23 protein-coding genes are annotated in these 25,128 nt (G+C 69.9%); 14 read left to right on the top strand and 9 right to left on the bottom strand.

The genetic code is table 11. The features are described 5' to 3' along the window. Positions 1–111: 111 nt before the first annotated feature. The gene (locus ACH4ZA_RS08705) at positions 112–1,077 is read left to right on the top strand and encodes a transcriptional regulator (RefSeq protein WP_398428596.1); all 966 of its coding nucleotides are present in this window, start codon (positions 112–114) and stop codon (positions 1,075–1,077) included. Here ACH4ZA_RS08705 and ACH4ZA_RS08700 read toward each other — a convergent pair whose 3' ends face one another. Then, complete coding sequence (locus ACH4ZA_RS08700) at positions 1,078–1,593, bottom strand: DUF5990 family protein (protein WP_398428594.1); 516 nt, start codon at positions 1,591–1,593, stop codon at positions 1,078–1,080. Positions 1,594–1,752: 159 nt separating this feature from the next. On the opposite strand from ACH4ZA_RS08700, the gene ACH4ZA_RS08695 reads away from it, so the two are divergent. Further along, positions 1,753–2,586, top strand: coding sequence for a DUF2182 domain-containing protein (locus ACH4ZA_RS08695; RefSeq protein ID WP_319275879.1), 834 nt, complete (start codon positions 1,753–1,755; stop codon positions 2,584–2,586). Positions 2,587–2,625: 39 nt separating this feature from the next. On the opposite strand, the gene ACH4ZA_RS08690 is transcribed toward ACH4ZA_RS08695, so the two are convergent. Next, positions 2,626–3,282 carry a DUF1326 domain-containing protein gene (locus ACH4ZA_RS08690; RefSeq protein WP_319275878.1) on the bottom strand — a complete coding sequence of 219 codons (657 nt, stop codon included), beginning with the start codon at positions 3,280–3,282 and terminating at the stop codon, positions 2,626–2,628. Positions 3,283–3,662: 380 nt separating this feature from the next. Here ACH4ZA_RS08690 and ACH4ZA_RS08685 point away from each other — a divergent pair, with 380 nt between their 5' ends. From ACH4ZA_RS08685 to ACH4ZA_RS08675, 3 genes are all read left to right on the top strand, one after another. Beyond that, positions 3,663–3,815: a hypothetical protein gene (locus tag ACH4ZA_RS08685; RefSeq protein ID WP_398428593.1), complete on the top strand. Its 153-nt coding sequence runs from the start codon at positions 3,663–3,665 to the stop codon at positions 3,813–3,815. Further along, entirely contained in the window at positions 3,812–4,033 is a 222-nt protein-coding gene (locus ACH4ZA_RS08680; RefSeq protein ID WP_398428592.1) for a hypothetical protein, read from the top strand. The genes ACH4ZA_RS08685 and ACH4ZA_RS08680 overlap by 4 nt, the downstream gene beginning before the upstream one ends. Positions 4,034–4,196: 163 nt before the next feature. Further along, positions 4,197–6,002, top strand: a complete 1,806-nt coding sequence (locus ACH4ZA_RS08675) for an ABC transporter ATP-binding protein (protein ID WP_398428591.1) — start codon at positions 4,197–4,199, stop codon at positions 6,000–6,002. Between the two features lie 97 nt (positions 6,003–6,099). On the opposite strand, the gene ACH4ZA_RS08670 is transcribed toward ACH4ZA_RS08675, so the two are convergent. Continuing rightward, a complete protein-coding gene (locus ACH4ZA_RS08670) occupies positions 6,100–6,735 on the bottom strand; it encodes a TetR/AcrR family transcriptional regulator (protein ID WP_398428590.1) in 636 nt (211 codons plus the stop codon). Between the two features lie 136 nt (positions 6,736–6,871). Between ACH4ZA_RS08670 and ACH4ZA_RS08665 the strand changes: the two genes are divergently transcribed. The 5 genes from ACH4ZA_RS08665 to ACH4ZA_RS08645 all read left to right on the top strand — a co-directional run bounded on the left by ACH4ZA_RS08665 (position 6,872) and on the right by ACH4ZA_RS08645 (position 14,474). Continuing rightward, a complete protein-coding gene (locus tag ACH4ZA_RS08665) occupies positions 6,872–8,017 on the top strand; it encodes a VOC family protein (RefSeq protein ID WP_398428589.1) in 1,146 nt (381 codons plus the stop codon). After that, positions 8,014–9,006 (top strand): fumarylacetoacetate hydrolase family protein, encoded by a 993-nt coding sequence (locus tag ACH4ZA_RS08660; protein ID WP_398428588.1) that lies wholly within the window; start codon positions 8,014–8,016, stop codon positions 9,004–9,006. The genes ACH4ZA_RS08665 and ACH4ZA_RS08660 overlap by 4 nt, the downstream gene beginning before the upstream one ends. 18 nt (positions 9,007–9,024) lie before the next feature. Then, the gene (locus ACH4ZA_RS08655) at positions 9,025–10,650 is read left to right on the top strand and encodes a bifunctional 3-(3-hydroxy-phenyl)propionate/3-hydroxycinnamic acid hydroxylase (RefSeq protein ID WP_398428587.1); all 1,626 of its coding nucleotides are present in this window, start codon (positions 9,025–9,027) and stop codon (positions 10,648–10,650) included. Continuing rightward, positions 10,647–12,641: an acetoacetate--CoA ligase gene (locus ACH4ZA_RS08650; RefSeq protein WP_398428586.1), complete on the top strand. Its 1,995-nt coding sequence runs from the start codon at positions 10,647–10,649 to the stop codon at positions 12,639–12,641. Before ACH4ZA_RS08655 ends, ACH4ZA_RS08650 begins: the two co-directional genes overlap by 4 nt. A 294-nt stretch (positions 12,642–12,935) precedes the next feature. Continuing rightward, the gene (locus tag ACH4ZA_RS08645; protein ID WP_398428585.1) at positions 12,936–14,474 is read left to right on the top strand and encodes an MFS transporter; all 1,539 of its coding nucleotides are present in this window, start codon (positions 12,936–12,938) and stop codon (positions 14,472–14,474) included. A gap of 157 nt (positions 14,475–14,631) precedes the next feature. Here the strand turns inward: ACH4ZA_RS08645 and ACH4ZA_RS08640 are convergent, their stop codons facing one another. Beyond that, complete coding sequence (locus ACH4ZA_RS08640; RefSeq protein WP_398428584.1) at positions 14,632–16,374, bottom strand: RICIN domain-containing protein; 1,743 nt, start codon at positions 16,372–16,374, stop codon at positions 14,632–14,634. Between the two features lie 1,786 nt (positions 16,375–18,160). Here ACH4ZA_RS08640 and ACH4ZA_RS08635 point away from each other — a divergent pair. Together ACH4ZA_RS08635 and ACH4ZA_RS08630 are read left to right on the top strand one after the other, a co-directional pair. Continuing rightward, on the top strand, positions 18,161–18,490 hold the full coding sequence (locus ACH4ZA_RS08635; protein ID WP_319275863.1) for a hypothetical protein: 330 nt from the start codon (positions 18,161–18,163) through the stop codon (positions 18,488–18,490). 152 nt (positions 18,491–18,642) lie between these two features. Next, a complete protein-coding gene (locus ACH4ZA_RS08630) occupies positions 18,643–18,909 on the top strand; it encodes a DUF6959 family protein (protein ID WP_398428583.1) in 267 nt (88 codons plus the stop codon). Between the two features lie 154 nt (positions 18,910–19,063). Here ACH4ZA_RS08630 and ACH4ZA_RS08625 read toward each other — a convergent pair whose 3' ends face one another. The 3 genes from ACH4ZA_RS08625 to ACH4ZA_RS08615 form a co-directional block, all read right to left on the bottom strand. Then, positions 19,064–19,354: a hypothetical protein gene (locus ACH4ZA_RS08625; RefSeq protein ID WP_398428582.1), complete on the bottom strand. Its 291-nt coding sequence runs from the start codon at positions 19,352–19,354 to the stop codon at positions 19,064–19,066. Positions 19,355–19,468: 114 nt separating this feature from the next. Further along, positions 19,469–19,864, bottom strand: coding sequence for a hypothetical protein (locus ACH4ZA_RS08620; RefSeq protein ID WP_398428581.1), 396 nt, complete (start codon positions 19,862–19,864; stop codon positions 19,469–19,471). A 218-nt stretch (positions 19,865–20,082) separates the two neighbouring features. After that, positions 20,083–20,475 (bottom strand): DUF6882 domain-containing protein, encoded by a 393-nt coding sequence (locus tag ACH4ZA_RS08615; protein WP_398428882.1) that lies wholly within the window; start codon positions 20,473–20,475, stop codon positions 20,083–20,085. Positions 20,476–21,552: 1,077 nt separating this feature from the next. Between ACH4ZA_RS08615 and ACH4ZA_RS08610 the strand changes: the two genes are divergently transcribed. Next, positions 21,553–21,771 (top strand): hypothetical protein, encoded by a 219-nt coding sequence (locus ACH4ZA_RS08610; protein ID WP_398428580.1) that lies wholly within the window; start codon positions 21,553–21,555, stop codon positions 21,769–21,771. A gap of 101 nt (positions 21,772–21,872) precedes the next feature. On the opposite strand, the gene ACH4ZA_RS08605 is transcribed toward ACH4ZA_RS08610, so the two are convergent. After that, positions 21,873–22,109: a hypothetical protein gene (locus ACH4ZA_RS08605; RefSeq protein WP_398428579.1), complete on the bottom strand. Its 237-nt coding sequence runs from the start codon at positions 22,107–22,109 to the stop codon at positions 21,873–21,875. A gap of 152 nt (positions 22,110–22,261) precedes the next feature. Here ACH4ZA_RS08605 and ACH4ZA_RS08600 point away from each other — a divergent pair, with 152 nt between their 5' ends. Then, complete coding sequence (locus ACH4ZA_RS08600; protein ID WP_398428577.1) at positions 22,262–22,975, top strand: VOC family protein; 714 nt, start codon at positions 22,262–22,264, stop codon at positions 22,973–22,975. A 1,281-nt stretch (positions 22,976–24,256) separates the two neighbouring features. Here the strand turns inward: ACH4ZA_RS08600 and ACH4ZA_RS08595 are convergent. Beyond that, positions 24,257–25,128: IS3 family transposase (locus ACH4ZA_RS08595; protein WP_398428575.1), on the bottom strand; the 872-nt coding region annotated here is incomplete at its 5' end.

Here is a 25,128-nt window from a genome sequence, read left to right as displayed (position 1 = left end):
GGCCCCGGCCCCGGCAGCCTGGAGACACGTTCGGCGAAGGCACCCACACCCGCACCCGGGTCCGCATCCGCACCTGGGTCCGCATCTGCACCCGGGTCCACGACCGGGTCGATGACCGGGCCCACCACGATGAGCGGGGCGGGCGAGGCCGCCGGGTCCGTCGCCGATCCGTCGCCGCAGCCGGCCGGCCCCGCCGGCCGCATGCCGACGCGTCTGCGGACCGCCCGCAGACGGTGGGTCCTGATCGCGGCGGGCACCGCCGCCGCCGTGGCCGTGACGACCGCCCTCACGCTCGACCTGAAGGGCGTGGGGACGGGACCGGCGGAGAACGCCCGGCCGGCCGACTCCGCGGCACGCCCGTCGCAGCGGCCGAGCCCGTCCCAGGACCCGTCCGCGTCCCCCGGAACGACCGACGCCACGTCGTCCTCGGCCTCCGGCCGGGACCCCGGCCGCGACCGGGACGGCGATGCGGTCCCGCTGACGGTGAGCACCCGCACCTACGCCTGGGAAGACCCGCAGTGCGAGGGGGAGTACCTGATCGACCGGCCTCCCGGCGAGGTCTCGCCGCCCGTGATGGGGCAGGACGTGCCGGGCTGGGTGAAGGCGCACGGCGCCGTCGCCGCCGACGGGCAGCGGGTGGCGCTGACCGTTCAGGGCACCGGGGACGACACCGTCGTCATCGAGTCCCTGCACGTCCGTGTGGTCGACTCGAGCGCGCCCCCGGCCTGGAACGCGTACTTGGGGTCGTCGGGCTGCGGCGGCGGCGTGGAGACGAGGTCGTTCGTCACGGACCTCGACGCCTCACGCCCCGTCATCGTGCCGAGGGCGGGCCAGCGCGGTGTCCCCTACAAGGTCAGCCGGTCCGATCCCGAGGTGCTGTACGTCACCGCCCATGCTCGTGACCACGATGTGAAGTGGTACGTGGAACTGTTGTGGTCCAGTGGCGGCCGCCAGGGGACCATACGGATCGACGACCACGGGAAGCCGTTCCGCACCAGCGGCAGCCGGGGCCGTCCGCTGTACGAGTTCCTGCTGGGCGGCACCGAGTGGATACGCGTGGCGGAGAACAACGGCTAGCTAGGCGGTGTCCTGGCCGCCGGGTGTCCGGGGTGTCTCGGGTGCGGGGGACGGGTCGGGTTCGGCGGTCCAGGTGATGTGCGGGGGCTCGACGCGTGCGCACAGGGGACCGCCCTGCGCGTCGGTCAGGCCCAGCCGTCCGACCAGCAGCCCTTCGCGTGCCGCGGCGGCGAGCACGTCGGCGGGGACGGCGTCGAGCATGAGCTTGGCGCGGCGGAACATGGTGAAGACGCCCGCCTCGTCGACCGTCCCCCACGACAGGTAGACGAACCGCCGGCCCAGCCGGTGCTGCACGTACGGCCCCGCGACCTCGGTGCCGGCCGGCGTGACGCTCGTGGTGCACTCCAGGGTCCAGGTCGCGGACAACGCGTCGCCGGGCTGCGGGTCGAGGAGTTCGGCCGGACGGTCCCTGCGCTGCACGGCGACGTGGAGGTTGCCGTAGGCGGGCGTTCTGCCGTCGGCGGAGGCGGGGCGGGTCGGTCCGGGCAGGTCGACGGCGTCGATGCGGATGCGCATGCCGGCCATCCTCCCGCCCTCGTCCCCGTACGGCGAGGCCGCCCCCCGGCGAGGCCGCCTCCGGCGACGGCGCCACCGCCCGGCGCACCGACCGGGCGAACGGGTCGCGTCGCGCAGGGATGCGTGCTGTGCTGGAACTGTCCGCAGGAGTACACGCCTATGCGCCGTATCCGCAGTTCCGTCTTCGTACCCGCCCGGTCGCCCGCGCCGACCGGAGCGGGCGGAGGCCTGTTGCCGGCACGGGATCTCGCGGTCGCCTGGTTCCTGGTCGTCCTGATCGCGGTGCCCGCCTGGGCGCTCACGATCGCGCAGGCGCGGGACATGGGGGTCGAGGCCGGCACGATGGGGATGGCGCTGCCGCTGTTCCTGCTGCTGTGGGTGACGATGATGGCGGCCATGATGCTGCCGTCCATGGCGCCGGTGGCCCTCACATGGGTGCGGGGGATCGGCCGGCAGTCCTCCGGCTGGACACGGACCGTGCGGACCGCCGAGTTCGTCTGCGGGTATCTGCTGGTGTGGACCGCTTTCGGACTGCTCGCCTACGCGGCCCTGGCCTTCACCGGCGGCCTGGTGGACGACCATCCGACCGCGGGACGCTGGATCGGCGCCGCCGCCTTCCTGCTGGCCGGCCTGTATCAGCTCGGCCCCCTCAAGTACGTCTGTCTGCGGCACTGCCGCGACCCCATGGGCCACCTCGTGCGCTACGCGGGGTTCCGGCAGCCTGCGCGCGATCTCCGGGTCGGCTGCCACCACGGCGCCTACTGTGTCGGCTGCTGCGCGGGACTGATGGTCGTCCTGATCCCGCTCGGCGTGATGAACGTGGCGGCGATGGCCCTGCTGGCCGTGGTGATCTTCGTGGAGAAGCTGTGGTCCCGCGGCGCGCTGCTCGGCCGGGTCGTGGGCGTCGCGTTTCTCGTCCTCGCGGTGCTCGCACCGTTCCAGGACTGGCTGCTGCCGGGGTTGCAGGGGTCGCCGTCGATGGACGGCATGTGACGTGCCCGTCCCTCTCCGGGCGCGCACGAGGGCTCCTCGTCAGTCGGGACCGCTCCAGTCGAACCTGAAGTGCTTGCTCGACTTCCCCGAGCGTTCCCAGGAGAAGCCGAACGCGTCGGCGCGGTCGGCGGTGGCCCGGCCCCAGGTGGCGACCTGGCCGGGGCCGACCTCGGCGCCCGGGGCGTTGTGGACCTGGACCCGTGCGCCGTTTGGAGTCGTCGGGCCGGTGAGCGCCTCGGCGGCAGCCGTGACCCGGCCGGGAATCTCTGCTCGCCATGCGCCGAGATCGTCGTCGATCTCCACGTCGATGGGGGCGACGTCCATGCCGCGCATCTCGGGATGGAACATCTCCCCGAACTGCGCCGGCCAGCCGCCCGCCTCACCGCCGAAGATCGCTCCCAGCGCACCGCGCTGCCGCTCGTCGGCGCGCTCGTCGAGGAAGACCGCCGCGTACGGGTCGGTGTGCGTACCGGCCCAGGGATTGCCGGTGAAGGAGCCGAGCATCAGGACGTTGAGACCGTCGAGCCGCACGTCGCCGAAGCTGCCTTCCCGGATGTGCCAGACCAGCACGCCTTCGCAGTCGCCGTAGGTCGGCTCCTGCGCGAACGTGCAGGGGCACGGTATGGCGCACTTGCACACATCGAACCAGTCACCGGTCAGGCGCCAACGCGTACCGGTGGTGACCTGCTCCGTCATCTCGCATCCCTCCTGCCGGGCCCGACGGGGCCCACTCGGAGTGGCGAGACCGCATGTCCCGAGTCCACTCCCAGGATCGCGAGGCGGCCTCTCCTCCAGCTTGCACCTCGCGCGCCGGTAGGGGAACCCGGCGATCGCGGTGGAGGCCCGGGCGGGCGGCGGCTCCCGCAACGGTTGTGCGGCCCCTGTGCGGATCGACGGTTCGTCCGCACCGCCCACGACGTCCTCGATATACCGATCACCGTGCCGTTGCCCGGCACGCGTCCGACCTCTCGAGCACACCGCCAGGCGTCAAGGGCCGACAGGTCGTCGCCGTGCGGAGTTGATGCGCCTGGCGGTGCCACGTGCCTGGCGGTGCCGTGTGCCTCGCCGCTGCCGTGATGTCCTACGGCGCTGCCCTGCTCGCGGCGCGTCCACCTCACGGCCCCGACGCCTACCACCTGAGGCTGGTCTTCTCCAGCCACTCGGCGGGGGTGGACCCGACGGTCGCCGGATGTGCGGAGAGCGGCCGGGCGTCCAGCCTGGAGGCATGACACAACACGTTCGTGACAAGGAGCCCGAGACCGCCCTCGCGGCATCGTCCGGCGTCGAGGTGCCGGCCCGTGATGTCACGCCCGGCGCAGGCGGGTTGCTGGAACTTCTCGGCCTGACGCTGGTGGCGGGCGCCGGTGTCCTGTTCGTCGTCCGTCCCGAGTTCTACGAGGCAGGGGTGCACCTCTTCGCCACGCGGGCGGCCTCACTGGTCCACTGAGCCGGCGACCGGAGACCTCCTCCGGCATGGCTGCGTGGTTCGCGGCTCCGTCGTTCGCGGCGCCGTGGCCTCGCTCAGCGACGCGTCGGCACATCCGCCCTCGCGGGCCCGCGCCCGCAACCGCCGACGTGATGCGCGGCCGACCACGTGGGAAAGGAATCCTGTGAACACCGCATCCGCCCCGGAGGCGACGGGCGCCGAGTCCCCGCGCGCCCGCGAGACCCTCAAGGCGCTGTACGGGTACGTCCGTCCGCACCGGTGGGCCGTCGCGCTCGGTCTGCTGTGCGCGCTGGCCGGGGCCGCCGGCGGGCTGCTGCAGCCGCTGGCCACGAAGTCGCTGGTCGACCGGCTCTCGTCCGGTGGCACGATCGGCGCCGTCCTGCTGGCCCTGACGGTGCTGGTGCTGCTGAGCACGGTGGCCGAGGCGTTCGGCGCCTATGTGCTGGAACGGACGGCGGAGTCGGTGGTGCTCGCCGCCCGCCGAAGCCTCATCGGACGGTTGCTGCGGCTGCGGCTGGCGGAGGTGGACCGGATACAGCCGGGCGACCTCATGTCCCGGGTGACCTCCGACACCACGTTGTTGCGCGCCGTCAGCACCCAGGCGGTGGTCTCCGCGGCGACGGGGGCGGTGACGCTGGTCGCCGCGGTCGTGGTGATGGCGTTCCTCGATGCCGTCCTGCTGGGCGTCACGCTCGGCGTGGTCGCGGTCGTCGGTGTGGGCGTCGCGCTGGTGATGCCGAAGATCGGGCGGGCCGCCGAGCGTGCGCAGGCCGCCGTCGCGGAGATGTCCACCGGCCTGGAGCGGGCCTTCGGCGCGTTCCGCACGGTGAAGGCGTCCGGCGCCGAGGAACGGGAGACCGCTCGCGTCGAGGCGGCGGCGCGCAGGGCATGGCGCCATGGCGTGCGCAGCGCGAAGTGGGAGGCCGTGCTGGGTTCGGCGGACAACCTCGCCGTGGAGCTGGCGTTCCTCGCGGTGCTCGCCGTCGGGGGGGCGCGGGTGGCGTCCGGGGAGATCCCCGTGTCCACGCTCATCGCGTTCCTGCTGTACCTCTTCTACCTGATGGAGCCGGTGTACAAGCTGGTCGAGGCCGCGTCCCACTACCAGGAGGGGGCGGCCGCGATCGCCCGGATCGCGCAGGTGGACGACCTGGCGGCAGAGAAGCAGGACCGGCACCGGCCGGTGCGGCCCGCGGCGACCTTGGCGGTGCGGCCGCGTCCGGCGTCGGTCCGCTTCGAGGAGGTGTCCTTCCGGTACGGGCCCCGGCTGCCGGACATCCACCAGAGGGTGGACTTCGAGGTGCCGGGCGGCGGAACGACGGCGTTCGTCGGCCCCTCGGGCGCGGGCAAGTCGACGGTCTTCGCGCTCGTCGAGCGGTTCTACGAAGCGAGCGGCGGCCGTGTCCTGGTCGACGGCAAGGACGTATCGCAGTGGCCGCTGTCCGAACTGCGGTCCGTCATCGGGTACGTCGAGCAGGACGCGCCGGTGCTGGCCGGCTCGCTGCGGGAGAACCTGGTCTTCGCCGCGCCCGGCGCGACCGACGACGACATCCGCGAGGTTCTCGCCCGGACCAGGCTCGACGCCCTCGTCGAGCGTCTCCCGCACGGCCTGGACACCCCGGTCGGGCACCGCGGCACAAAACTGTCCGGCGGCGAGCGCCAGCGCATCGCGATCGCCCGCGCGCTGCTGCGCAGGCCCCGGCTGCTGCTCCTGGACGAGGCGACCTCGCAGCTCGACGCCGTCAACGAGCTGGCACTGCGGGACGTCATCGCCGAGATCGCACGCGAGACCACCGTGCTGGTGGTGGCCCACCGCCTGTCGACCGTCACGGACGCCGACCGCATCGTCGTCATGGACGCGGGCAAGGTCCGCGCGGTCGGCACCCATGAGGAGCTGGTGGCCAAGGACGAGCTGTACGCACAGCTCGCGGTGACGCAGCTCCTGGCCTCGACGGGACGCCCCCGCGACTGAGACGGGCCTTGCCCCATGGGCTCGCCGACGCCGGCATCGGTACCGACGATCGCCCCCGGGCCGCGCCGCCACCCAGCTCGCCCATGTCCCCGACCGTTCAGGCCGGGCCGGGCAGCGGGCGCCGGGCGACCTCGTGGGCATCGTTTGGGGCGAGGCCCAGCATGAGCAGGACCATCCCGGCGAGGTTCGCCGCGGCCTCGTCACCGTCCAGTTCGGGGCGGGTGAACCGCAGCTCCACCAGGGACAGCAGGGTTCCGCCCAGCGCGGAGAGGGCGACGACCGGCTCGACGGCGGTGAAGCGGCCGGACGCGATGCCGACCTGAAGATCGCGCAGCGCGCGGGTGGTCAGGCCGTTGTCCGAGTGGAGGTGGCCGAGGCCCTGCCGGCGCAGCACCTGCATGAGTTCCGGATGGGAGTCGGCCATACGGGCGCTGAGCCGGAAGCCGGCCGCGACGAGTTCCGCGGGGTCGTCGATCCCGCTCAGCCTCTCGTCGAAGGTCTGGCCGAACTCCTCCAGGGCGTCCACCACCGCTGCCTCGAACAGCTCTGTCTTGGACTCGAAGTGGTTGTAGAAGGAGCCGAAGCCGACATCGGCGCGTTCGGCGATCGCCTGGATGCTCGCGCTGGTGTCCCCGGTCTCGGCGAGTATCTGCCGGGCGGCACGGACGAGCGCTCTGCGGGTCTCGGCGCGGCGCCGTTCGAACCGGTTGCTGGGCGGGGCTGAGGTGGGCATGGGCCGAGTCTAGCCACGGCTTCCAGGCCACCACAGTTCTGATGAATCCCTCACTGTCCGTCGGTCCACCCTGTTGACGATGCTTATGTCAGAGGTGATGATTTCATCATTACGGCACTGTCGCTCGGAGGACACCATGTCTGGAACACGCGTGGCCGGGGCCGCCGTCGCCACGCCCCACCAGGACCTGCACAGTGAGCGGGGCGCCCTGCGCGGTGAGCATCCGGGCCGGTCCCGGAATCCCGTGATCAAGGTGGCGGACCTTGCCTGGCTGGAGTTCGAGAAGCCCGCCCTGGACCGCGCCGAGGTCTTCGCCCGCGACTTCGGCTTCCAGGTCGCCGCACACACCGAGAACGAGCTGTGGCTGCGGGGCACCTTCGCCGGCTCGCCCTGCATGGTGATCCGGCGCGGTCGTACGTCCCGTTTCATCGGCCCGGCGTTCCGAGCGGCAGAGCGCGCCGACCTGGACCGGCTGGCGCGGGCGACCGGGGCGGCGGTACGGGACGCGGACGTGCCCGGCGGAGGCGGCGCGGTCAGCCTGCTCGACCCCTCCGGTCTCCCGGTCCGGGTCGTGCACTGCGCCGAACGACTCCCCGAACTGCCCGGACAGCAGCCGCTGCTCCTCAACTCCGGCACGGATCACCGTCGTACGAACGCCACGCAGCGCCCGTCCCGCGAGCCGTCCCGTATCCAGCGCCTGGGCCATGTGGTGCTGGAGACGCGGGTGTTCGCCCGCGCTCTGGACTGGTACCTGGACACGCTCGGCATGATCGTGTCCGACTTCCTCTTCCTGGACGGGCAGCGCGGGCGCGGCCCGACGATGGCGTTCATGCGCTGCGACCTGGGCAGCGCACCGGCCGACCACCACACGTTGGCCATGCACCTGGGGCCGGGGACGGGGTATGTCCACTCCGCCTACCAGGTCACCGACCTCGACTCGATCGCGGCGGGCGGCGAGTACCTGAACGAGCGTGGCTACAAGCGCAGTTGGGGCATAGGGCGGCACATCCAGGGCAGCCAGCTCTTCGACTACTGGCGTGACCCCGACCGCTTCATGCTGGAGCACTTCGCAGACGGCGACCTCTTCTCCTGCGACCTCGAACCCGGCTGGGCGCCCATGTCGGCGAGCGGGCTGGCCCAGTGGGGGCCGCCGGTCACCCGGGACTTCCTCGGCGCCAGTCCGTCCCCCGCCAAGGTCCGCGAGGTGCTGCATGCCCTGCGCGGCGACAACGAACTCGATCCCGCACGTCTGCTGGGCCTGATGAAAGCGATGAACTCATGAGCACCAACGTCCTGCGCACCGGTGGGGGTACCTCCCGCTCATGGGGGTCCCCCCGCTCGGGCGAAGCCGAGAGTGGGGGAGGCTGGTGGGCCGTCCGTGGCGACCGAGCCGTCCCCGTCGACACCAAGGCCGTCACCACCGCCGAGCTGATCGCCGACCGCGACGCCGTGCGCGAGGCCGCCGCGAGCGGCGAGCCGGGCACACCCGTCGCCGACCTGGTGGCGCTCTCCCCGGTCACCACCCCCTGCCGGGTGGTCGCCCAGATGGTCAACTACCGCAGCCACGCCCGCGATTCGGGCTTCACCGGCGACATCCCGCCCGCCTTCTTCCGCAAGGCGTCCGGCTCGGTCAGCGGCCCGGGCGAAGCCATCGTCCGGCCGTCACATGTGAGGTTCCTCGACTACGAGGTCGAGTTGGGGCTGGTGATCGGCGCGCCGCTGCCGGTGGGCACCGTCGTCGAGGAGCGGGATCTGCCGACGTACATCGCCGGGCTCGTGATCACCAACGACGTCAGCGCCCGCGAGATACAGCTGACCAGGACGCAGTTCTACGAGAGCAAGTCGTACCCCACCTTCACGCCGACCGGCCCGCACCTGACGCTGCTGGAGCCGGCGGACTTCGACCGTCTCCTCGATCTGCGGCTGAGGCTGAGCGTCAACGGCGAGCTGCGCCAGGACCGCACCCTCGCCGACATGATCGTCCGCCCGGCGCAGGCACTCACCCTGCTGGCCCGCTTCCAGACCCTCGACCCCGGCGACCTCCTCCTCACCGGAACCCCCGGCGGCACCGCCCTCAAGGCCCCGCCGAAGCCGGTGGAGAAGATCGGCGCGCTGCTGCCGCCCGCGCTGAAGTGGAAGGCGTTCTTCAGGACCCAGGCCAAGAACCCCCACTACCTGCACCAGGGCGACGTCGTCACCGCCACCATCGCCACCCCGGACGGCCGGATCGACCTCGGTGAGCAGCGCACGCCCGTGGCCGACGCCCACTGACACCGAATCGAGCCGCACATGACCGCCGACCAAGCCACAAGGCCGGACTCCGCAGACCGAGCCGCAGGGCCGGACTCCGCCGAGCGCGTGCCGGTCGTGATCGTCGGAGCCGGGCCCGTGGGGGTGACCGCCGCCCTGCTGCTCGCCCGGCACGGGGTGCGGACCGTCGCCCTCGAACGCCACCACGGCCTCTACCCCCTGCCCCGCGCCGTCGCCACCGACGACGAGGTCCGCCGTATCCTCCAAGCCGCCGGAATCGCCGACGAGTTCGCCGCCGTCGCCCGCCCCGCGCGCGGACTGCGGCTGCTGGACGCCCGCCACCGTGTGATCGCCGAATTCCGGCGCTCACCGCAAGGCCACCACGGCTTCCCGCAGACCAGCATGTTCGACCAGCCGGAGCTGGAGCGACTGCTGCGCGAGGAGCTCGCCCGCCGGCCGGAGTGCGAGCTCCGGGGCGGGGCGGAGGTGACGGCGGTCGAGCAGCGCGCCGACGGGCAGGTCCGCGTCTCCTACCGCGACGAGGAGGGCGAGCACCTGCTCCTCGCGGACGCCGTCCTCGGCTGCGACGGCGCGGGCAGCCTCACCCGCGACGCCATCGGCGCGAGGTGGGACGACCTGCGCTTCGAGGAGCACTGGACCGTCATCGACGTGACCACGAAGCTGCCCGTCCGCTGCTGGGAAGGCGTCGACCAGGTCTGCGACCCGCACCGGGCTGCGACCTTCATGCGCATCGGCGAGGACCGTTACCGCTGGGAGTTCCGGCTGCGGGAGGGGGAGGACCTCGACGCCGAGCGGCTGCGCGAGCTGGTCGCCCCCTGGGTGGACATCTCCGGAGCCGACGACTTCCACGTAATCCGGCAGGCCCAGTACACCTTCCGGGCCCGGATCGCCGACCGCTGGCGTCAGGGCCGCGTCTTCCTCCTCGGCGACGCCGCCCACCTCACCCCGCCGTTCGTCGGACAGGGCCTGTGCTCGGGTCTGCGCGACGCCCACAACCTGACCTGGAAGCTCGCCCGCGTCCTCGGGCAGGGCGGCGACGAGCGGCTCCTCGACACCTACGAGCGGGAGCGCAAGCCGCACGCCCGCCGGCTGATCCGCCTCGCGGTCGCCACCGGCTGGGCCATGACCGGCGGCCAGGACCGCGCCGCCGCACTGCGCCGCACCGCCGTCGCCGCGGCCTGCCGCATACCGGGGGTGACGGGCAGGGCGAGCCGCGACCTCGGCAGCCCGCTGTCGACGGGTCCGCTGATACGCCGCAGCCGGCTCGGCGGCACGCACTGCCCGCAGCCCCGGGTGACGACCGAGGACGGAACACGGGTCCGCTACGACGACGTCCTCGGGGACTCCTTCGCCGTGCTGACCGCGGTGCCGCTGCCGCCCTCACTGCGCGCGCTCACCGACGCACTCGGCGCCCGGGTCGTCGACGTACACGAGTCCGGCGACGACGGCACCCTCGCCGCCTGGCTGCGCGCCGGCCGTGCCGACGCCGTCCTGCTGCGCCCCGACCGCGTCGTCCTGGACGCCGTCCCGACGGGCGGCGGCGACTTCACCGGCACCGCTTCCTGGGCGCCCCTGCTCTGCACCGCCCGCGGGCCCGCCGAACAGCCCGCACCCACCCCCCTGTCGAGGAGCACAGCGCGATGACCACGCCGTACGCGAACGCCTTCTGGACCCCGGACCCGGAGTCCGCCGCGCGCAGCCGGATCGCGGACTTCGGCCGCTGGGCCGCACACCGCCGGGGTGTCGAGGCCGACCTCACCGACTACTCCGTCCTCCACCGCTGGTCGGTCACCGACCTGGAGGGGTTCTGGGGCGCGGTGTGGGAGTACTTCGGCGTCGACGCGGACACGCCGTACGAGACCGTGCTGGCCGAGGAGAGGATGCCCGGCGCCCGCTGGTTCCCCGGCGCCACCCTCAACTACGCCCATCACGCCCTGCGCAACCTCGCGGACGACGACGTGGCGATCGTCGCCCTCGACGAGACCGGTTCCGGGTACGAGGTGACCGGGAAGCGGCTGCGCTCCCAGGTCGCCTCCGCCGCCGCCACCCTGCGCGACCTGGGAGTGGGCCGGGGTGACCGCGTCGTCGGATATCTCCCCAACACCCCGCACGCGATCGTCGCGTTCCTGGCCGCCGCGAGTCTCGGTGCCGTCTGGTCGGTGTGCGGGCAGGACTACGCGCCCAACGCGGCTGCCGACCGCTTCGCGCAGCTCGAACCCACCGTCCTGATCGCGGCCGACGGCTACCTGTTCAACGGCACCACCTACGACCGCCGCGAGGCCGCCCTCGAACTGGCCCGCGCCCTGCCGACCCTGAAGGCCACCGTGCTGGTGGACCACGTGGGGCTGCCGGGGCTCTCGTCGAACTACCCGTCCCTGGTCCTCCCATGGGAGGAGGTGACCACGCGCACCGAGCAACTCACCTGCGCCCCCGTGCCGTTCGACCATCCCCTGTGGGTCGTGTTCTCCTCCGGGACGACCGGTCTGCCCAAGGGCATCGTCCACGGCCACGGCGGCGTCCTGCTGGAACACCTGAAGACCCTCGGCCTCCAGTCCGACCTGGGCCCCGGCGACCGCCTCCTCTGGTACACCACCACCCACTGGATGATGTGGAACCTCGTCGTCTCCACGCTCCTGACGGGCGCCACGACCTGCACGTACGACGGCAGCCCGGCCCCGCTGACCCGGCCCGACATCCTCTGGCACCTGGCGGCCCGCCACCGCGTCACGCTGTTCGGCACCAGCCCCCAATACCTGCTGGGCATGGCCAAGTTCGGCATCGATCCGTCGGTGCACGACCTGACGTCGATCCGCGCGGTCGGCTGCACCGGCTCCGCGCTGCCCGCCTCCGCCTACCCCTGGGTCGGCGAGCACCTCGGCGGACACGTCCAGCTCGCCTCCATCAGCGGCGGCACCGACGTCGTCTCCGGGTTCGCCGGCGGAGCACCCACCGTCCCAGTGCGGGCCGGTGAGCTGTCCGCGCCCTACCTCGGCGTGGCGCTGGCCGCGTACGACGAGGAGGGCCACCCGGTCGTGGACCAGGTCGGCGAGCTGGTGGTGACCCGCCCGATGCCGTCGATGCCGCTGTACTTCTGGAACGACCCCGACGGCAGCCGCTACCGCGATGCCTACTTCTCCGCGTACAAGGGCGTGTGGCGCCACGGTGACTGGATCACCCTCACCTCCCACGGCTCGGTGATCGTGCACGGCCGTTCCGACTCCACCCTCAACCGCAGCGGCGTACGGCTGGGCAGCGCCGACATCCACGACGTGGCCGAGCGGCTGCCGGAGGTCACGGAGGCGCTGGTCATCGGCGCGGAGGAGCCGGACGGCGGCTACTGGATGCCCCTGTTCGTGGTCCTCGCGGCCGGTACCGAACTGGACGACGCCCTGCGCGACCGCATCCGCGAGGCCATCCGCACCGGCGCCTCTCCCCGTCACGTCCCCGACGAGATCATCGAGGTGCCGGCCATCCCGCACACCCGCACCGGCAAGAAGCTGGAGATCCCGGTCAAACGCCTGCTCCAGGGCGCCCCGGCCGAGCAGGTCGTCAACTCGGCCGCCGTGGACAACCCCGACCTGATCGAGCACTACGCCCGCCTCGGCACCGAACGCCGCGCTGAGCGGCCCGGATAGTCCGGATGCACCCTCGCCCCTCATCCCGAGAGCCGAACACCACCCCGTCTTCGACGACGGTGGCGCGGCCTGCTGCTCGTCGCCGAACTCGCCGGGGCCTGGGGCACACGCCACGCCCGGCACGGCAAGACGGTCTGGGCCGAACCGGCCGACTCCCCGGGATTCACGGCCCCCGCCATCGTGCAGCGGCGGCCGTGACGCCATGGAGCTTGACCGCAGTAACATCAAATTTGATAATTTCCTCAACGCGCCCGTGCGGGCCCGCCATCCGACCCAGCACCCACTGAGGCCCCCATGACCACCACCCCCCAAACGGAGCCGGCGTCGTCCGTCGCCACGGGCCGCGCCGGAACCCGCGGTGTCCTGTTCGCGATGTGCCTGTCACTCGTCCTGGTCGTCGCGTCCGTCTCCGCGCTCAACCTCGCCCTGCCCGACCTGGCCGTCGACCTGTCGGCCTCCAACAGCGCCCTGACCTGGATCGCCGACGCCTACACCGTCGCCCTTGCCGCTCTCGTCCTGCCCCTCGGTGCCATCGGGGACCGCCTCGGCCGCCGCAACGTACTCGTGGTCGGCGCCATCGTCTTCGGCGCGGCCTCCCTGGCCGCCTCCTTCGCCGACTCGACGACCACCCTGATCGCCTGGCGGGCCGTCATGGGCCTCGGCGCCGCGATGATCATGCCGGGCACGCTGTCCACCATCACCGCCGCGTTCCCGCCGGAGCAGCGTGCCAAGGGCGTGGCCACCTGGTCCGGGTTCGCCGCCGCGGGCGCCATCATCGGCATGCTCGCGGCAGGCGTGCTGCTTGAGCAGTTCTCCTGGCGGTCGATCTTCGTCGCCAGCGCCGCCGCCGCTCTGGCCGCCGCGCTCGCCGCCGTCCTGCTGGCCCCCAACACCAAGGACGCCCATCCGCACAGGCCCGACGTGGCAGGTGCGGTGACCACTGCCCTGGGCATCGGCACCCTCGTGTACGCCATCATCGAAGGCAATGAGCGGGGCTGGGCGGAAACGGTGGTGATCGGCGCCTTCGTCGTCACGGCCGTGTCCTTCGCCGTCTACGCCTACCTCGGTCTGCGCACCGAACACCCGCTGCTCGACCCCGCCCTGTTCGGCATCCGCGGCTTCCGCGCCGGTGCCATCACGGTTCTGGTGCAGTTCATGGCCGTATTCGGCTTCTTCTTCGTCGGCCTGCAGTACCTCCAGCTCATCCTGGACTACAGCCCGTTGAAGGCCGCCGTCGCCCTCATCCCGGTCGCGCTGGCGGTACTGCCCACTTCCATGGTCACCCCGCACCTGATGCAGCGGGTCGGTATGAAGGCCGTCATGTCCGTCGGCCTGTTCCTGCTCGCCGTCGGCCTCTTCCTGATCTCGTTCCTCGACGTCGACTCCGGCTATCTGCCCTTCCTCGGCGGCCTGGTCCTGGCGGGCTTCGGCATCGGCCTGAGCGGCGCCGTCGGCACGGCGGCCATCACCGGCTCCCTCGGCCGGGGACAGCAGGGCGTCGCCTCAGCCATGAACGACACCACCCGCGAGGTCGGTTCGGCGGTCGGCATCGCCCTCATGGGTTCGATCTACGGCAGCCACTACCGCTCCTCCCTCCCCGACTCGGCAGACCGACTACCCCCAGCGGCAGCCGAGTCCGTACGCCACTCGGCAGCCGCCGGACTCCACGTCGCCGACCAGCTCGGCGTCCGGGGCACGGCTCTCGCCGACGGCGTCAAGTCCGCGTTCATGGACGGCCTGTCCGCCTCCCTGATCGCGGTGAGCGTCATCGTTCTCGCCGCTGCGGTCGGCGCCCTGCTGCGCGCACCGAAGACACCGCCCACGGCCGACTGACCCCAGATCCTTCCTTGGGGTACAGCGACCATGGCTGCTCCGCGACCATCCGGCTGGGGGCCCCGCCGTCACCTGTCAGCACGATCACCCCGTTCGCCAAAGCCGCCTCTACCGGCGCCCCCATCGAAGAGATGGGGGCGCATTTCGTCAGCTTCGCCTACTTGAGTGCCGTACCACCCGAGTTGTGATAAGCGATCGTCTTGCGGATCAGGTTTCCGCCGTCGGTCTCGGGCGTCGTCTGTTCCGTCCACCCCGCACCGAACAGCAGGCCGGCGATGTGGGCGTTCGCCACCTGGTCCATGTGGCCGAAGAGCCAGTCCACCTTGTCGTCCTTGAAGTGGCCGGGAGTGTTGTTCCCCGCCATGTTGCCCACGGGGATCTGCCACAGGACCACCGGCTTGCCCACGGACTCGGCCATCGTCTTCCAGAACTTCAGCGAGGCGGCGGCCTTCTGGTCGGTCCAGAAGGTGTCACGGCTGCCGTGGGCCGGCTGTGCGTACCAGCCCGCGTCGCGGTCCGACACATCGGTGACCAGGAAGTCGGCGTTCTTCGCCCCGAGGTCCGCGTAGTCCTTGACGCACTTCTGGAGGTTGCTCTCCCAGTCGAAGCAGGAGAGGTGCAGCCCCACGGCGGCGTTCGGCGCGTACTTGTGCGCCATGTGAATCAGGCACTGGGCGAGTCCGGCAGCGCTGTTCTCCTGCGATCCGCAGTCCGTCGGGTTGGCGCCCGAGACCTGAGAGGGAACCTGGTGCAGATTGCCGAGCGACCGGGCGAAGCCCCAGAAGTCGGGCTCCAGGTCGATCATGTCGTGGGACTTGCCGATCTTCTGGAGGAAGAACCGGTAGTCGTTCAGGTACATGGTGAGCAGGTCACGCCTGTTGATGGCCTTGACCTCGCCCGGGCCGTCGCCCTCGCCTGCCGCGTCCCCGAGGTCGCGCAACGAGTACCAGGTCCACAGGTACGTCTGCGGTCGCGACTTGCCCTGGTAGGTCGCCTGGGCCGCCACGCTGTCCTGCCAGGTCACCTGGTTTCCGGGCGCCGTGCTGCTGCCGCCCCAGCAGCCCCACCAGCCCGACCACTCATCCTTGCAACGCGACGCCGTATAGGCGGCCGACGTGGGCGCGGGACGGCTGTGAATATAGGCGTAGCGCACGTCGAACGGCGCGGCGTTCGCCGAGGCGTCAGTCATCGAACCGCCGACGAACACCTTGTCGCTGCCCATGAAACGTGCCGTCGAGCTGCCGTTGGTGGCGGCCGGAGACGCCGGCGGCGACGCCGGGTGGGTGTCGCTCGGAGTCGTGCTCGCGGGAGCGCTGCCGCCGGGCGCGGGCGTGCTGCCGGAGTTCCCCGGGTTCCCGGTGCCGCCGGCGCTACCGGCCGCGACGAGCTTCCACTGCTGGTCGGCGCCGCCCCGGTCGCGGTTCTGGACGATGTAGCCCCCGTTGGCCTTGGCGGTGTTCTTGACACCGACAGCCATGCCACTGAAGCGATTGACCAAACGCACGTAGCCGTCCGACGACTTGGCCAGTTTGAACTGCTGGTTGGTGCCGTTCAGGTCTTTCCACTGCACGATGGCGGAGCCGGCGGTCTTCGACCAGCCGAGGTCGTCCAGCACCTTGCCGGAGGTCCGGTTCTGCAGCCGGTAGTACCCGTCACCCGAATCGACGAACCGCCACTGCTGGTTGGTCCCGCCGTGACGGCTCCACTGCACCACCGCCGCACCGTCCTTCGTGGCGGGGGCGGGGTTGTCCAGTACCTTGCCGCTGTTGCGGTTGACCAACACGTACCACTTCTTCAGATCGAGGCTTTTTTGCTCCGCCGAAGCCTGGTTGACCACAACGGCCGAGCCGGCCGCGACCACCATGGCGAGACCCGCCCAGAGACCCCGACGCGCGAGCAACCGACGGCCACGATGCTTCGGGCGGTCACCGCGCGCGCCGCCGTCGGCACGGTGGCCTCCGACGCGGGACGCCATCGATGACGTGGGTGGGCCGGGGACATGTCGGTGCTCTCGTTCCGGGGACATGCCTGTGCTCTCTTTCAGCCGTTGCATCTGACCGGACCACTTGGCCGGACAACGCTTAGTGGTCCGAGTGGCCGAAAAGGTTGCCGCGAAGATCCACAGTTTTTTCGCCTTGACCGCTTCCCGTTCGCTGCGGAGCACGGCACGCCTGACGCCGGTGGAGGCGAACGCCTGATGGCTGGTCGGGGAAGGCGGGGGACAGCAGCGCGATCCCGACCCGGCAAGGCCGCTCCGAGCGCCTCGCCGACCTTGCGTCAGCCACCGGCAGCACCTACTGTCCGTGCGGCACCGGTGGTCTGCGTTGCCTCGAGCTGGCCCCTTCGACGCCCAGGCATTCCCGTGTCGCGCCCTTCCACACCCCTGTGGATGACCCACTCCGGGAGGGGCTTGCCGATCCACCAGCCTGTGGGCCTTGAGCAAACTCGGGTCCGATGCGCTTGCGGACCACCTGGCCGCCCAACGAGAAGCCCACCATCCTGGACCCCACCCGTGACCGCTGGCATTTCCGACACCCTCGCCCTGGGGCATCGTGTGCGAGGGATACGGCATGGGCATTCCCACTGATCACCCCGCACAGCAAAAGGCCCGGCTCTCTGAGCTGGGCCTTCTTCGTGGAGCGGGTGACGAGAACCGAACTCGCGCTCCCAGCTTGGGAAGCTGCGGGCACTTGTGGCCGGTTACGGCGCTGACCTGCATGAACGGTGCGCTCTGGGCCTCGACGGGTGCTGCCCCACTCACCGTGGTTCCCCGCTGTTCCCCGCTCGATCTGGTGCGGTTGCGGTGTTCTCCGTCGGCGGCTATGGCGCTGGCGATGATGGACTCCACGCCTCAAACTGATCACGTCTCGCCGCCTTGGGTGGGCCCTTGGCCCAACTTCGGTGTCAGGTCGGCTGTCGGCGACGCCCTGAGCGTCATTGACACTGAGGGCATGACCTTCTGATCCGTAGCTCTGTAGAGATCGGTCATTGGCGGTCATACAGGCTGCGGGGAGGGTCGTGCGGGCCGGTGTCGGTCGCTGGCGGTTGCTGGGGTTGCTGTACTTCGTTGCTGTACAGCAGGATCCCGACCCGGGGGCGTCGGTGAGGTCATGGAGCGGGAACAGCTCGAACTGCTGCTGGGCGGTGGCGACGAAACGTCGTCAGCCGCTCTGTCTGCTCTCCGCGCCGGCGCTTCCCACGTGGTCTGGGACGGCACGACGTCAGCCAAGTCACTCGCGATGATCTACGGGCGTCGGCTCCGTCACACCCTTCGGGGAGGCATCGAGACCTCCGGCTTGGCGCGGGCCGTGCAACGCCTTGACCTACACGGCGGGCCGGTTCGGCTGGGCCAGATCAGGACAGCCGACGGGTCATGGGTCTTCATGCTGTTTCTCGACCAGGACGCCACCACGCTGTTGGCGTGTACCGGAGTCCGGCAGTCCCAACCGGGCCCGGCACGCCCAGACGATTGCTGAAACTCTGCATCGCCAACACGCTTTCCAACTGTGGTGGCGGGGCGGCGGCGGGTGTGCAGGGGCGTTCACCTGCGTTCGTGGGCGGATGCCTCGTGACGCGAGCTCGGCACGCGGTCCTCGATGAACGGCCGTGAACGGGGCTGAATGAGACGGAAACTGAGACGCCCGGGCGAGCCGGACTGGTTAGCATCTCCGAGTCGAGGAGGAGCCATGGCACTGGCCCGCGGGGGATCGCGACGCATCGTCGTCGACGGTACGGCTTACCGCTGGCGATTGCGACGCAGGCCAACCTACTTCCAGGCTCTTGCCTGGACACCGTGCACGTTCGCGGTCGACCATGCAGACGTCCCCGGGACAACGCTCGTTGTCACGACCAACCAGCCGCACCCGAGCAACTGGTTCGGGCGCGAAGCCAAGCCCGTACTGCCATCCGACGTTGCCCAGACCATCCAGCTTGCTCTTCGTGAGGGCTGGACCCCAACGGCTCCGGGCTCCCCTTTCCACCTGGACCTCTCCGCTGGCTTCACGCCCTCGCCCTGAGCGCAGCAGAGGGTGAGCACCGCGTGAGGAGTTCGATCGAGCGGCTCTCCCGGGGTCCTCGCAGTCATATCGGCATGGCGTGTGTGATCGCTCAAGGCCGCCTGCGTCCTCGGTCGTTGATGTCAGCTGGTGATGTCAGGTTGGATGGTCCGATGAAGCGCATTGAGGCCGAGCTGTTCACAGATGGCGGCAACGACGCCGTGGTGCGCATGCCCGGCAGGCAGTTCCCCGGGGTCCTGGTGCAGGGCGACTCCCTTCACATCCTCCGCAGCGCCGTGGCAGAGGTGGTGGAGGCGTGTGAGCGAGGCGACCTGGAGGAAGCTCGCAACTCCGCCGGCCTTCTTCTGGCGGACCTGGATGCTCTGTTGATGCGGTACGAGGCTGCTTTGGGCGAGCACGAGATTCCGCGGCCGTATTGAGCTGTCGGGCTATCAGCTTGGGAAGCTCAGGGCGTCTGGGGCTTGCTCCAGGCCTGACCTGCGGCGGCGGGACGCAGACGTGCGGTGGACGGCCGATTGGTTCCCCGCTGTTCCCCGTGATTTCCCGCACGATCTGGCACGCGTCTGGCACGAGTCATTCGTCGTCACACCGCTCCAAGACCAGGCCTACGGAGCCCTCTTCGAGCCCGTTGTTCTCCTCCAAGTGGAGATGAGTACCGTCCGGCGTGCCGTCTTGGGCGAGCGTGAGGAGGTGACCGGCCAGGGTCTTCAACCCGGCAGCGTTTGCCTCTATGACGATCTCACCGCCCAGGTTGCGGACCTCGATGCGTGCGCCTTCCTCCCACGTGAAGACTCTGGTGACTCCATCGGTCGCCGCACTCACGTGCGTGGTCATCGACGGAGCAGCGCTGAGTTCAGAGGACATACTCCAAGCATCGCGTACTCCGGGCCGGAGGCGGCGGCGAGAACTGTACGGCGAGACATGGGTGACGACTTCTTCGTCCCGAAGCAACTTGGGCGGGGGGATGCAGTTGGACACTCACGCATGCTGCCCACAGCTCAGCAAGCGCAGGTCGTTCGAGACCATGACCTGAGCGAGGCGTCCGGCGATGGCCACGACTTCGGGCCAGGCTGATGCCTGAAGGTACTCAGCGTCGGTGTCGTGGGGTGCCTCCGCGGCGGCAGCGTTGAGCGCGACGCCGAGGGCCCGCATGAGAGTTACCTCTTCCTCCGTTCTCAAGCTGATGCCGAGATACCGCTCGGGCTCATCGGCGTCACAGAAGTCATCGAAGAGCGTGTGGAAGACGTGGTCGATGTTCTCGAACTCCGAAGGGTCGAGCCACACGTCCCGCTGCCACGGTGGATTGGCCAGAGCCAAGACCACAGGTACGACGTGGACGCGGTGATTCGCCATGACTTGGGCTTCTGTGCTCACGAGCCCGAGCCTAGCGACCACACCTTCAGAAGGGCGCTGGTGTTTGCAGGAGCACCACTTTACGAGCCCGGCTGGCAGTCACGCGCCTGACCTGCGGATTCCTTGTCCTGGACGGAGTCCGGCGGCCGTACCCTTGCGCGCCCCTATGCTCGGTGATTCCCGCCCGTTCTGGCACGAGAGTGGCACAGGGCCGTGCACTGGTGACCCTCTCGATGCAATTACAGGCGGGGCGGTCGCTGAGGCCATGTTCGCTCGTCACGGAGTCGCTCGCGGTTGGCACCACCCCGGCGCTCGTTGATGTCGATCTTGAAGGTGGAGATGCTGCCATCGGCCTTTGTCAGGGTCACCGGCCCGAATGTGGTGATCACCGAGGAGTTGCCTCCCGGACCCTTGGAATAGCCGATCGCCCCGGTGATCCGGACAGTGACGGCCACGAGAGTCGAAGCGGCCTGTTCGTCAACGTTGACCTCGGGCTGAGCCAGCGCAGGATGCCCGTTGGCTTCCGCCCAGTCGCAGAAGCTGCGGGAGTCGCGGCTCAGATCGGGGAGGATGCTCTGGTTGGCCCAGGCCCACATCCACGAGCCCGACCTCGGACTGAAGCTGCCGAGGATCTGCGCAGGTGCAGTCGCGGTCCTGTCAGGGAAGGTTCAGGTGATGATGCCAGTCGTCTGGTCCAGGTCCCAGCGATCCGCCCAGCCCAGGCCCCAGGACATGTGGGCGCGACCGAGTTTTGCGATCATGTCCTCGCCCTGCAGTGCGAGCACACTAGGTCTGCTCGTTCCCCCGCCCGAGCAGCACTGTCCGCCTTATTGGCCCGCTTGAACATTTCCATGCCGCGGAGTCTGCCAGACGTCCCTGACCAGTCGACTGGCTTGCCCCCTACCTCCGACCCACCACTCACCCCAGCTCCCATCCCGTACGCCGTCGACCCACACACCGTGGAGCGGGCGTGGTTCGGCGTCCAGATGGAGCGCGCCACCGTACGAACGACCTGGACGCCATGGGCCGCGTCTGCTCGGCTCTGCCTGGGTCGGCGGTGGACGGGATGGGAGCTCGCCGCGCACGCCACCACCGGCCAGCACTCGCGAACGGCGCCCCGCCATCTCGGAGCCTGAGCGCCCCAGCCGGAGGCATGTCTTTGACCCGAGGGAGTACTTCCTTGCTCCCGTCGACGCGAGCGCTTGCTGTATGCGGGCCCTGAGGATCGTCATGGCTGTCGGACGGCCCGGACGCGGAATGCTCTTGGCCCAACTCGCGGCGTCCGAACACTCTTCAGAGTGTTGGCTACTCGTCCTTCGTGGCGGTCCGGAGTTTTGGACGTTCAGCTAGGGAAGCTGCGAGCATTTGCGGCTGGTTCGGGCGCGGACCTGGAGGAACGGCAGGGTTGCGGCCTCCTCCGGCTGTGTGGCATTCCTCGTGATTCCCCCGCTGTTCCCCGTCTGATCGGGTGCGCTTGTGGTGCGGCGGAGGCTTGGGACGTCACGGCCACGAGCAGAGCGTGCCCGTTCCGTTGGGCGGACCGCTATCAGGGTGTTCATCGGGCAGAGGAGCGTGCGAACTGGGCGCTGTACTCGCGTTGCTCACGCCGATCATCTCGAAGTTCTGACATGCCTGACAGTCGGTCTTGTGGCGGACGCTGCTGGGGCGGCCGCTGGCAGTTGTGGCGGCCAGGGAAGATATCGGCATGGTTGATCAAAAAGGTTCCTGCGGTGCCGCTGGGGGTGCTGACCGACGAGATCGATGTACTCGCGAAGTTGCTCGCGCTCGTCGGTGTCATACCCGACGTCACCGTGCTGGCTGTCGTCATCGACCGCGTTGAGACGTACGACCACTCGCTTGATGGTGTCGAAGACCTGGTCGTCGGACGGCTCCTCCAGCGTGCTCAGGTCGGTCTCGAAAGTCTGTAGGGCTTCGTCCGTAGCCTGCAGAAGCGACTCCGGGTAGAGCTGTGCCGTGCAGGCACACTCCGGGTCCAACGTCCTGGCTGCCAGTTCACGGGCCTCCTCGGCTATGCCGGCACGCCAGTTCTCAGGTGGTCTGATCGCCATGCCGGGAACCGTACCCGCCACCACTCCGTCTCCCGTGTCACCCGCAACCGGGACCCCGCCTCCCGCTCGGCTTCCAGGCGCACCGTCAACTCTGCGATTCGGGACTCAAGTTCCTCGACCCGCGCCCGGGCCGCGGTCTCCCGCGACTCCAACTCCTCGATCAGCGACACCATCGACACCGCCTCCTCCACCGTCACGGTAGGAGGACAGCGATCCGACAACAGCCCAGATCAACAAGCTGGCAGCTCAGCACGTCCGCGCGGGAGAGCTGTACCTATCCTTGCTCGAGGCGCTGACACAGCGCCCTGCCGACAGTTGGCACTCAACGGACCGAGGAAGCGTGGCGCAAATGACCAGCCGACTCATCGCACTCTCCTTCGACGCACACCAGCCCGAGCGCTTAGCGCATTTCTGGTCCGGAGTCCTGAACTTGGAGAGAGCCCGTGATTCCTACGACGGCGTCACCCTGACGTCGGGGAATGACGCCGGATACCGCCTCGGCTTCCGTCCCACCCAAGCGCAGAAGGCCGCCCAGAACCGGCTGCACTTCGACCTGACCAGTTCCTCACTGGAGGACCAGCAGGAGACGGTGGCCAGGGCGCTCGACCTCGGCGCGCAGCACGCCGACGTCGGCCAGGGACCGGACGCGTCCCATGTGGTGCTCGCCGACCCTGAGGGCAACGAGTTCTGTGTCATCGAGCCGGGCAACAATTTTCTCGCCGGCTGTGGCTTCATCGGAGCGCTCGCCTGCGATGGCTCGCAGGCCGTGGGCTACTTCTGGAGCGAGGCGCTGGGCTGGCCGCTGGTCTGGGACCAGGACGAGGAGACCGCTATCCAGTCGCCGAACGGCGGTACGAAGATCACGTGGGGCGGTCCGCCGTTGATGCCGGACTCCGGCAAGGACCTGCACTTCGACCTCGCACCAGACGGAGATCGGCAGGCGGAGGTCGAGCGCCTGCTCTCCCTCGGAGCGAAGCGTCTCGACCCCGCCCACGGCGAGGACGGCGCGGTGCTGCTGGCCGACCCCGACGGCAACGAGTTCCGCGTGCTCACCCACCGGTGAAGCCGGAACCCGCGAGCCGTGGTCGGCGGTTGCTGCGGCGGAGAACGCAATAGAGATTCGGATAGATTCCCCATCACCAGACCGGCAGCTCAACGTGTCCCACAAGGAGAGCCACACCCGTACGGGTTCGAGTTCGCGGACGATCACCGAGCATTCCTTGCGGCCGGGCTCCCGGTCAACGTCCCTCCTGAGGAAGGGCAGCCCTGGTCCAGGCCCTGGCCTGAGTGGCGGGGCGGTGACCTGGACAGCTTGCGTCGACAGCTCGACGGGCCGGTCGAGGGGGTTCTGTTCGACGTTGAGCACAACGGGTTCTGGCACGAGAGCTGGGGTGAGCGTCCAGCTGATGGGACGCTGGCACCGGCAACAGCGCGGCATCAGGTGGCGGAGGTGCCGGTACTGGTGCCCGTGTATGCCCACCGATACCTGCCGGCCGGCCGGGGAAGTGTCGGGCACCCAGTGCTCTCGGTGGGGCAGACCGACGTCATCTATTACGGCCTGAACCTGGTCGACTACATGCCAGGAGTTCGACGAGGTTCGGGGCGAGGTCGACGAGAGCTGGAACCCGCGGGCGACGGTCCCCTTCTGACAGGACTTGCCCTGACTCCTCGGGGAGCCTGCGCGTACGGCGGGCGCTCTCAGCTTGGGAAGCTCGGGTTCTCTACGGATGCTTGTCGGACTGACCTGCGGCGGACCGGCTACCAGGCCTGACCGGCCGGCGATATGGTCCCCGCGATTCCCCCTGGGTCCCCGCATGATCTGGCACGGTTCTGGCACGACCTCTTCGTCCCGAATCTCTCGGCTCGAGGGTCATGGCGGTCTGGTGGGCTAGTCAGACGGCCACCGGGGGCGGTGGCGGTCAGTTGCGGTCGGGCTGGTTGCTGTACTTGGGCGCTGTACCGCAATGGCCATCACGTGGTACTGGTCCACCGGTGCTCCGGCGTCATACGCTCTGTCGCCATGCCCACCAACTGCGAAGCCTCATCCCAGCTGACGTGGTCACCTTCTACGACAGCTTTGGTGGTGGGGGCGGGCGTCGGCAACTGCTCCTTACTCGATCCGGCGAGGGACGTCGAAGGGGGGGCCAGCCCTGGATCTGGGCTGGCCCCCCCTCGATGAACTCGGCTGGAACCTTGGCTGTTGCTGATACCTACGTCGGTTACCCGATCGATGGCTACGCTGAGGTATTCCAGTCGCAGGCTTTCACGCTATGGAGTGAGTGAACGCTGACGGCTGACGCGCACCAAAGGAAGGGACTGCTGCATGATCGGGTGACAGCGGGGTTTATGCAGCCAGAGCTGCGGGTGGGGTCATGATGGTCTCGTACTCGACGGGGGTCAATCGGCCCAGGCGTCGTTGCCGTCGGCGCCGGTGGTAGGTCCGCTCGATCCAGGTGACGATCGCGATCCGCAACTCCTGGCGGGTGGCCCAGGTGCGGCGGTCGAGGACGTTCTTCTGCAGCAGTGCGAAGAAGCTCTCCATCGCGGCGTTGTCGCCGGCGGCCCCGACCCGGCCCATCGAGCCGGCCAGGCCGTGCCGGGTGAGTACGGCGGCGACCTTGCGGGACCGGAATTGCGAGCCGCGGTCGGAGTGGACGATGCACCCCGCGACGGGGCCGCGGCGGGCGACGGCGGACTCCAGCGCGTTCACCGCGAGGCGGGACTGCATCCGGGCGTCGATGGAATAGCCCACGATACGGCCCGAGAAAGCGTCCTTGACGGCGCACAGATACAGCTTGCCCTCGCCGGTTGCGTGCTCGGTGATGTCCGTGAGCCACAGCCGGTTCGGCCCGTCCGCGGTGAAGTCCCGCCGCACCAGGTCATCGTGGACCGGCGGCCCGGCCTTGGCGTTCTTCCCGCGGCCCCTGCGCTTGCCGAAGGCACTCCACCAGCCGTTGTCCCGGCAGATCCGCCAGGCGGTCCGCTCGGCCATCGCCTCACCGGCAGCGCGTGCCTCGTCGAGAAGGAAGCGGTGCCCGAACTCGGGATCGTCGCGGTGCGCGTCGAACAGGGCGTTGGCCCGGTATGCCTGGGTCAGTTCGGCGTCGGTGACCGGCCGGTCCAGCCACCGGTAGTAGGGCTGGCGGGCCAGCCCGAGCACCCGGCACGTCACCGCCACCGGCACCCGGCAAGGGGCAGCGGCGGCGGCCAGCTCAC

Source organism: Streptomyces sp. NPDC020597, from assembly GCF_044335095.1.
Classification (GTDB): Bacteria; Actinomycetota; Actinomycetes; order Streptomycetales; family Streptomycetaceae; genus Streptomyces.
The sequence above is the reverse complement of the archived record's forward strand: the minus strand, read 5'-3'. Positions and strand labels throughout refer to the sequence as shown.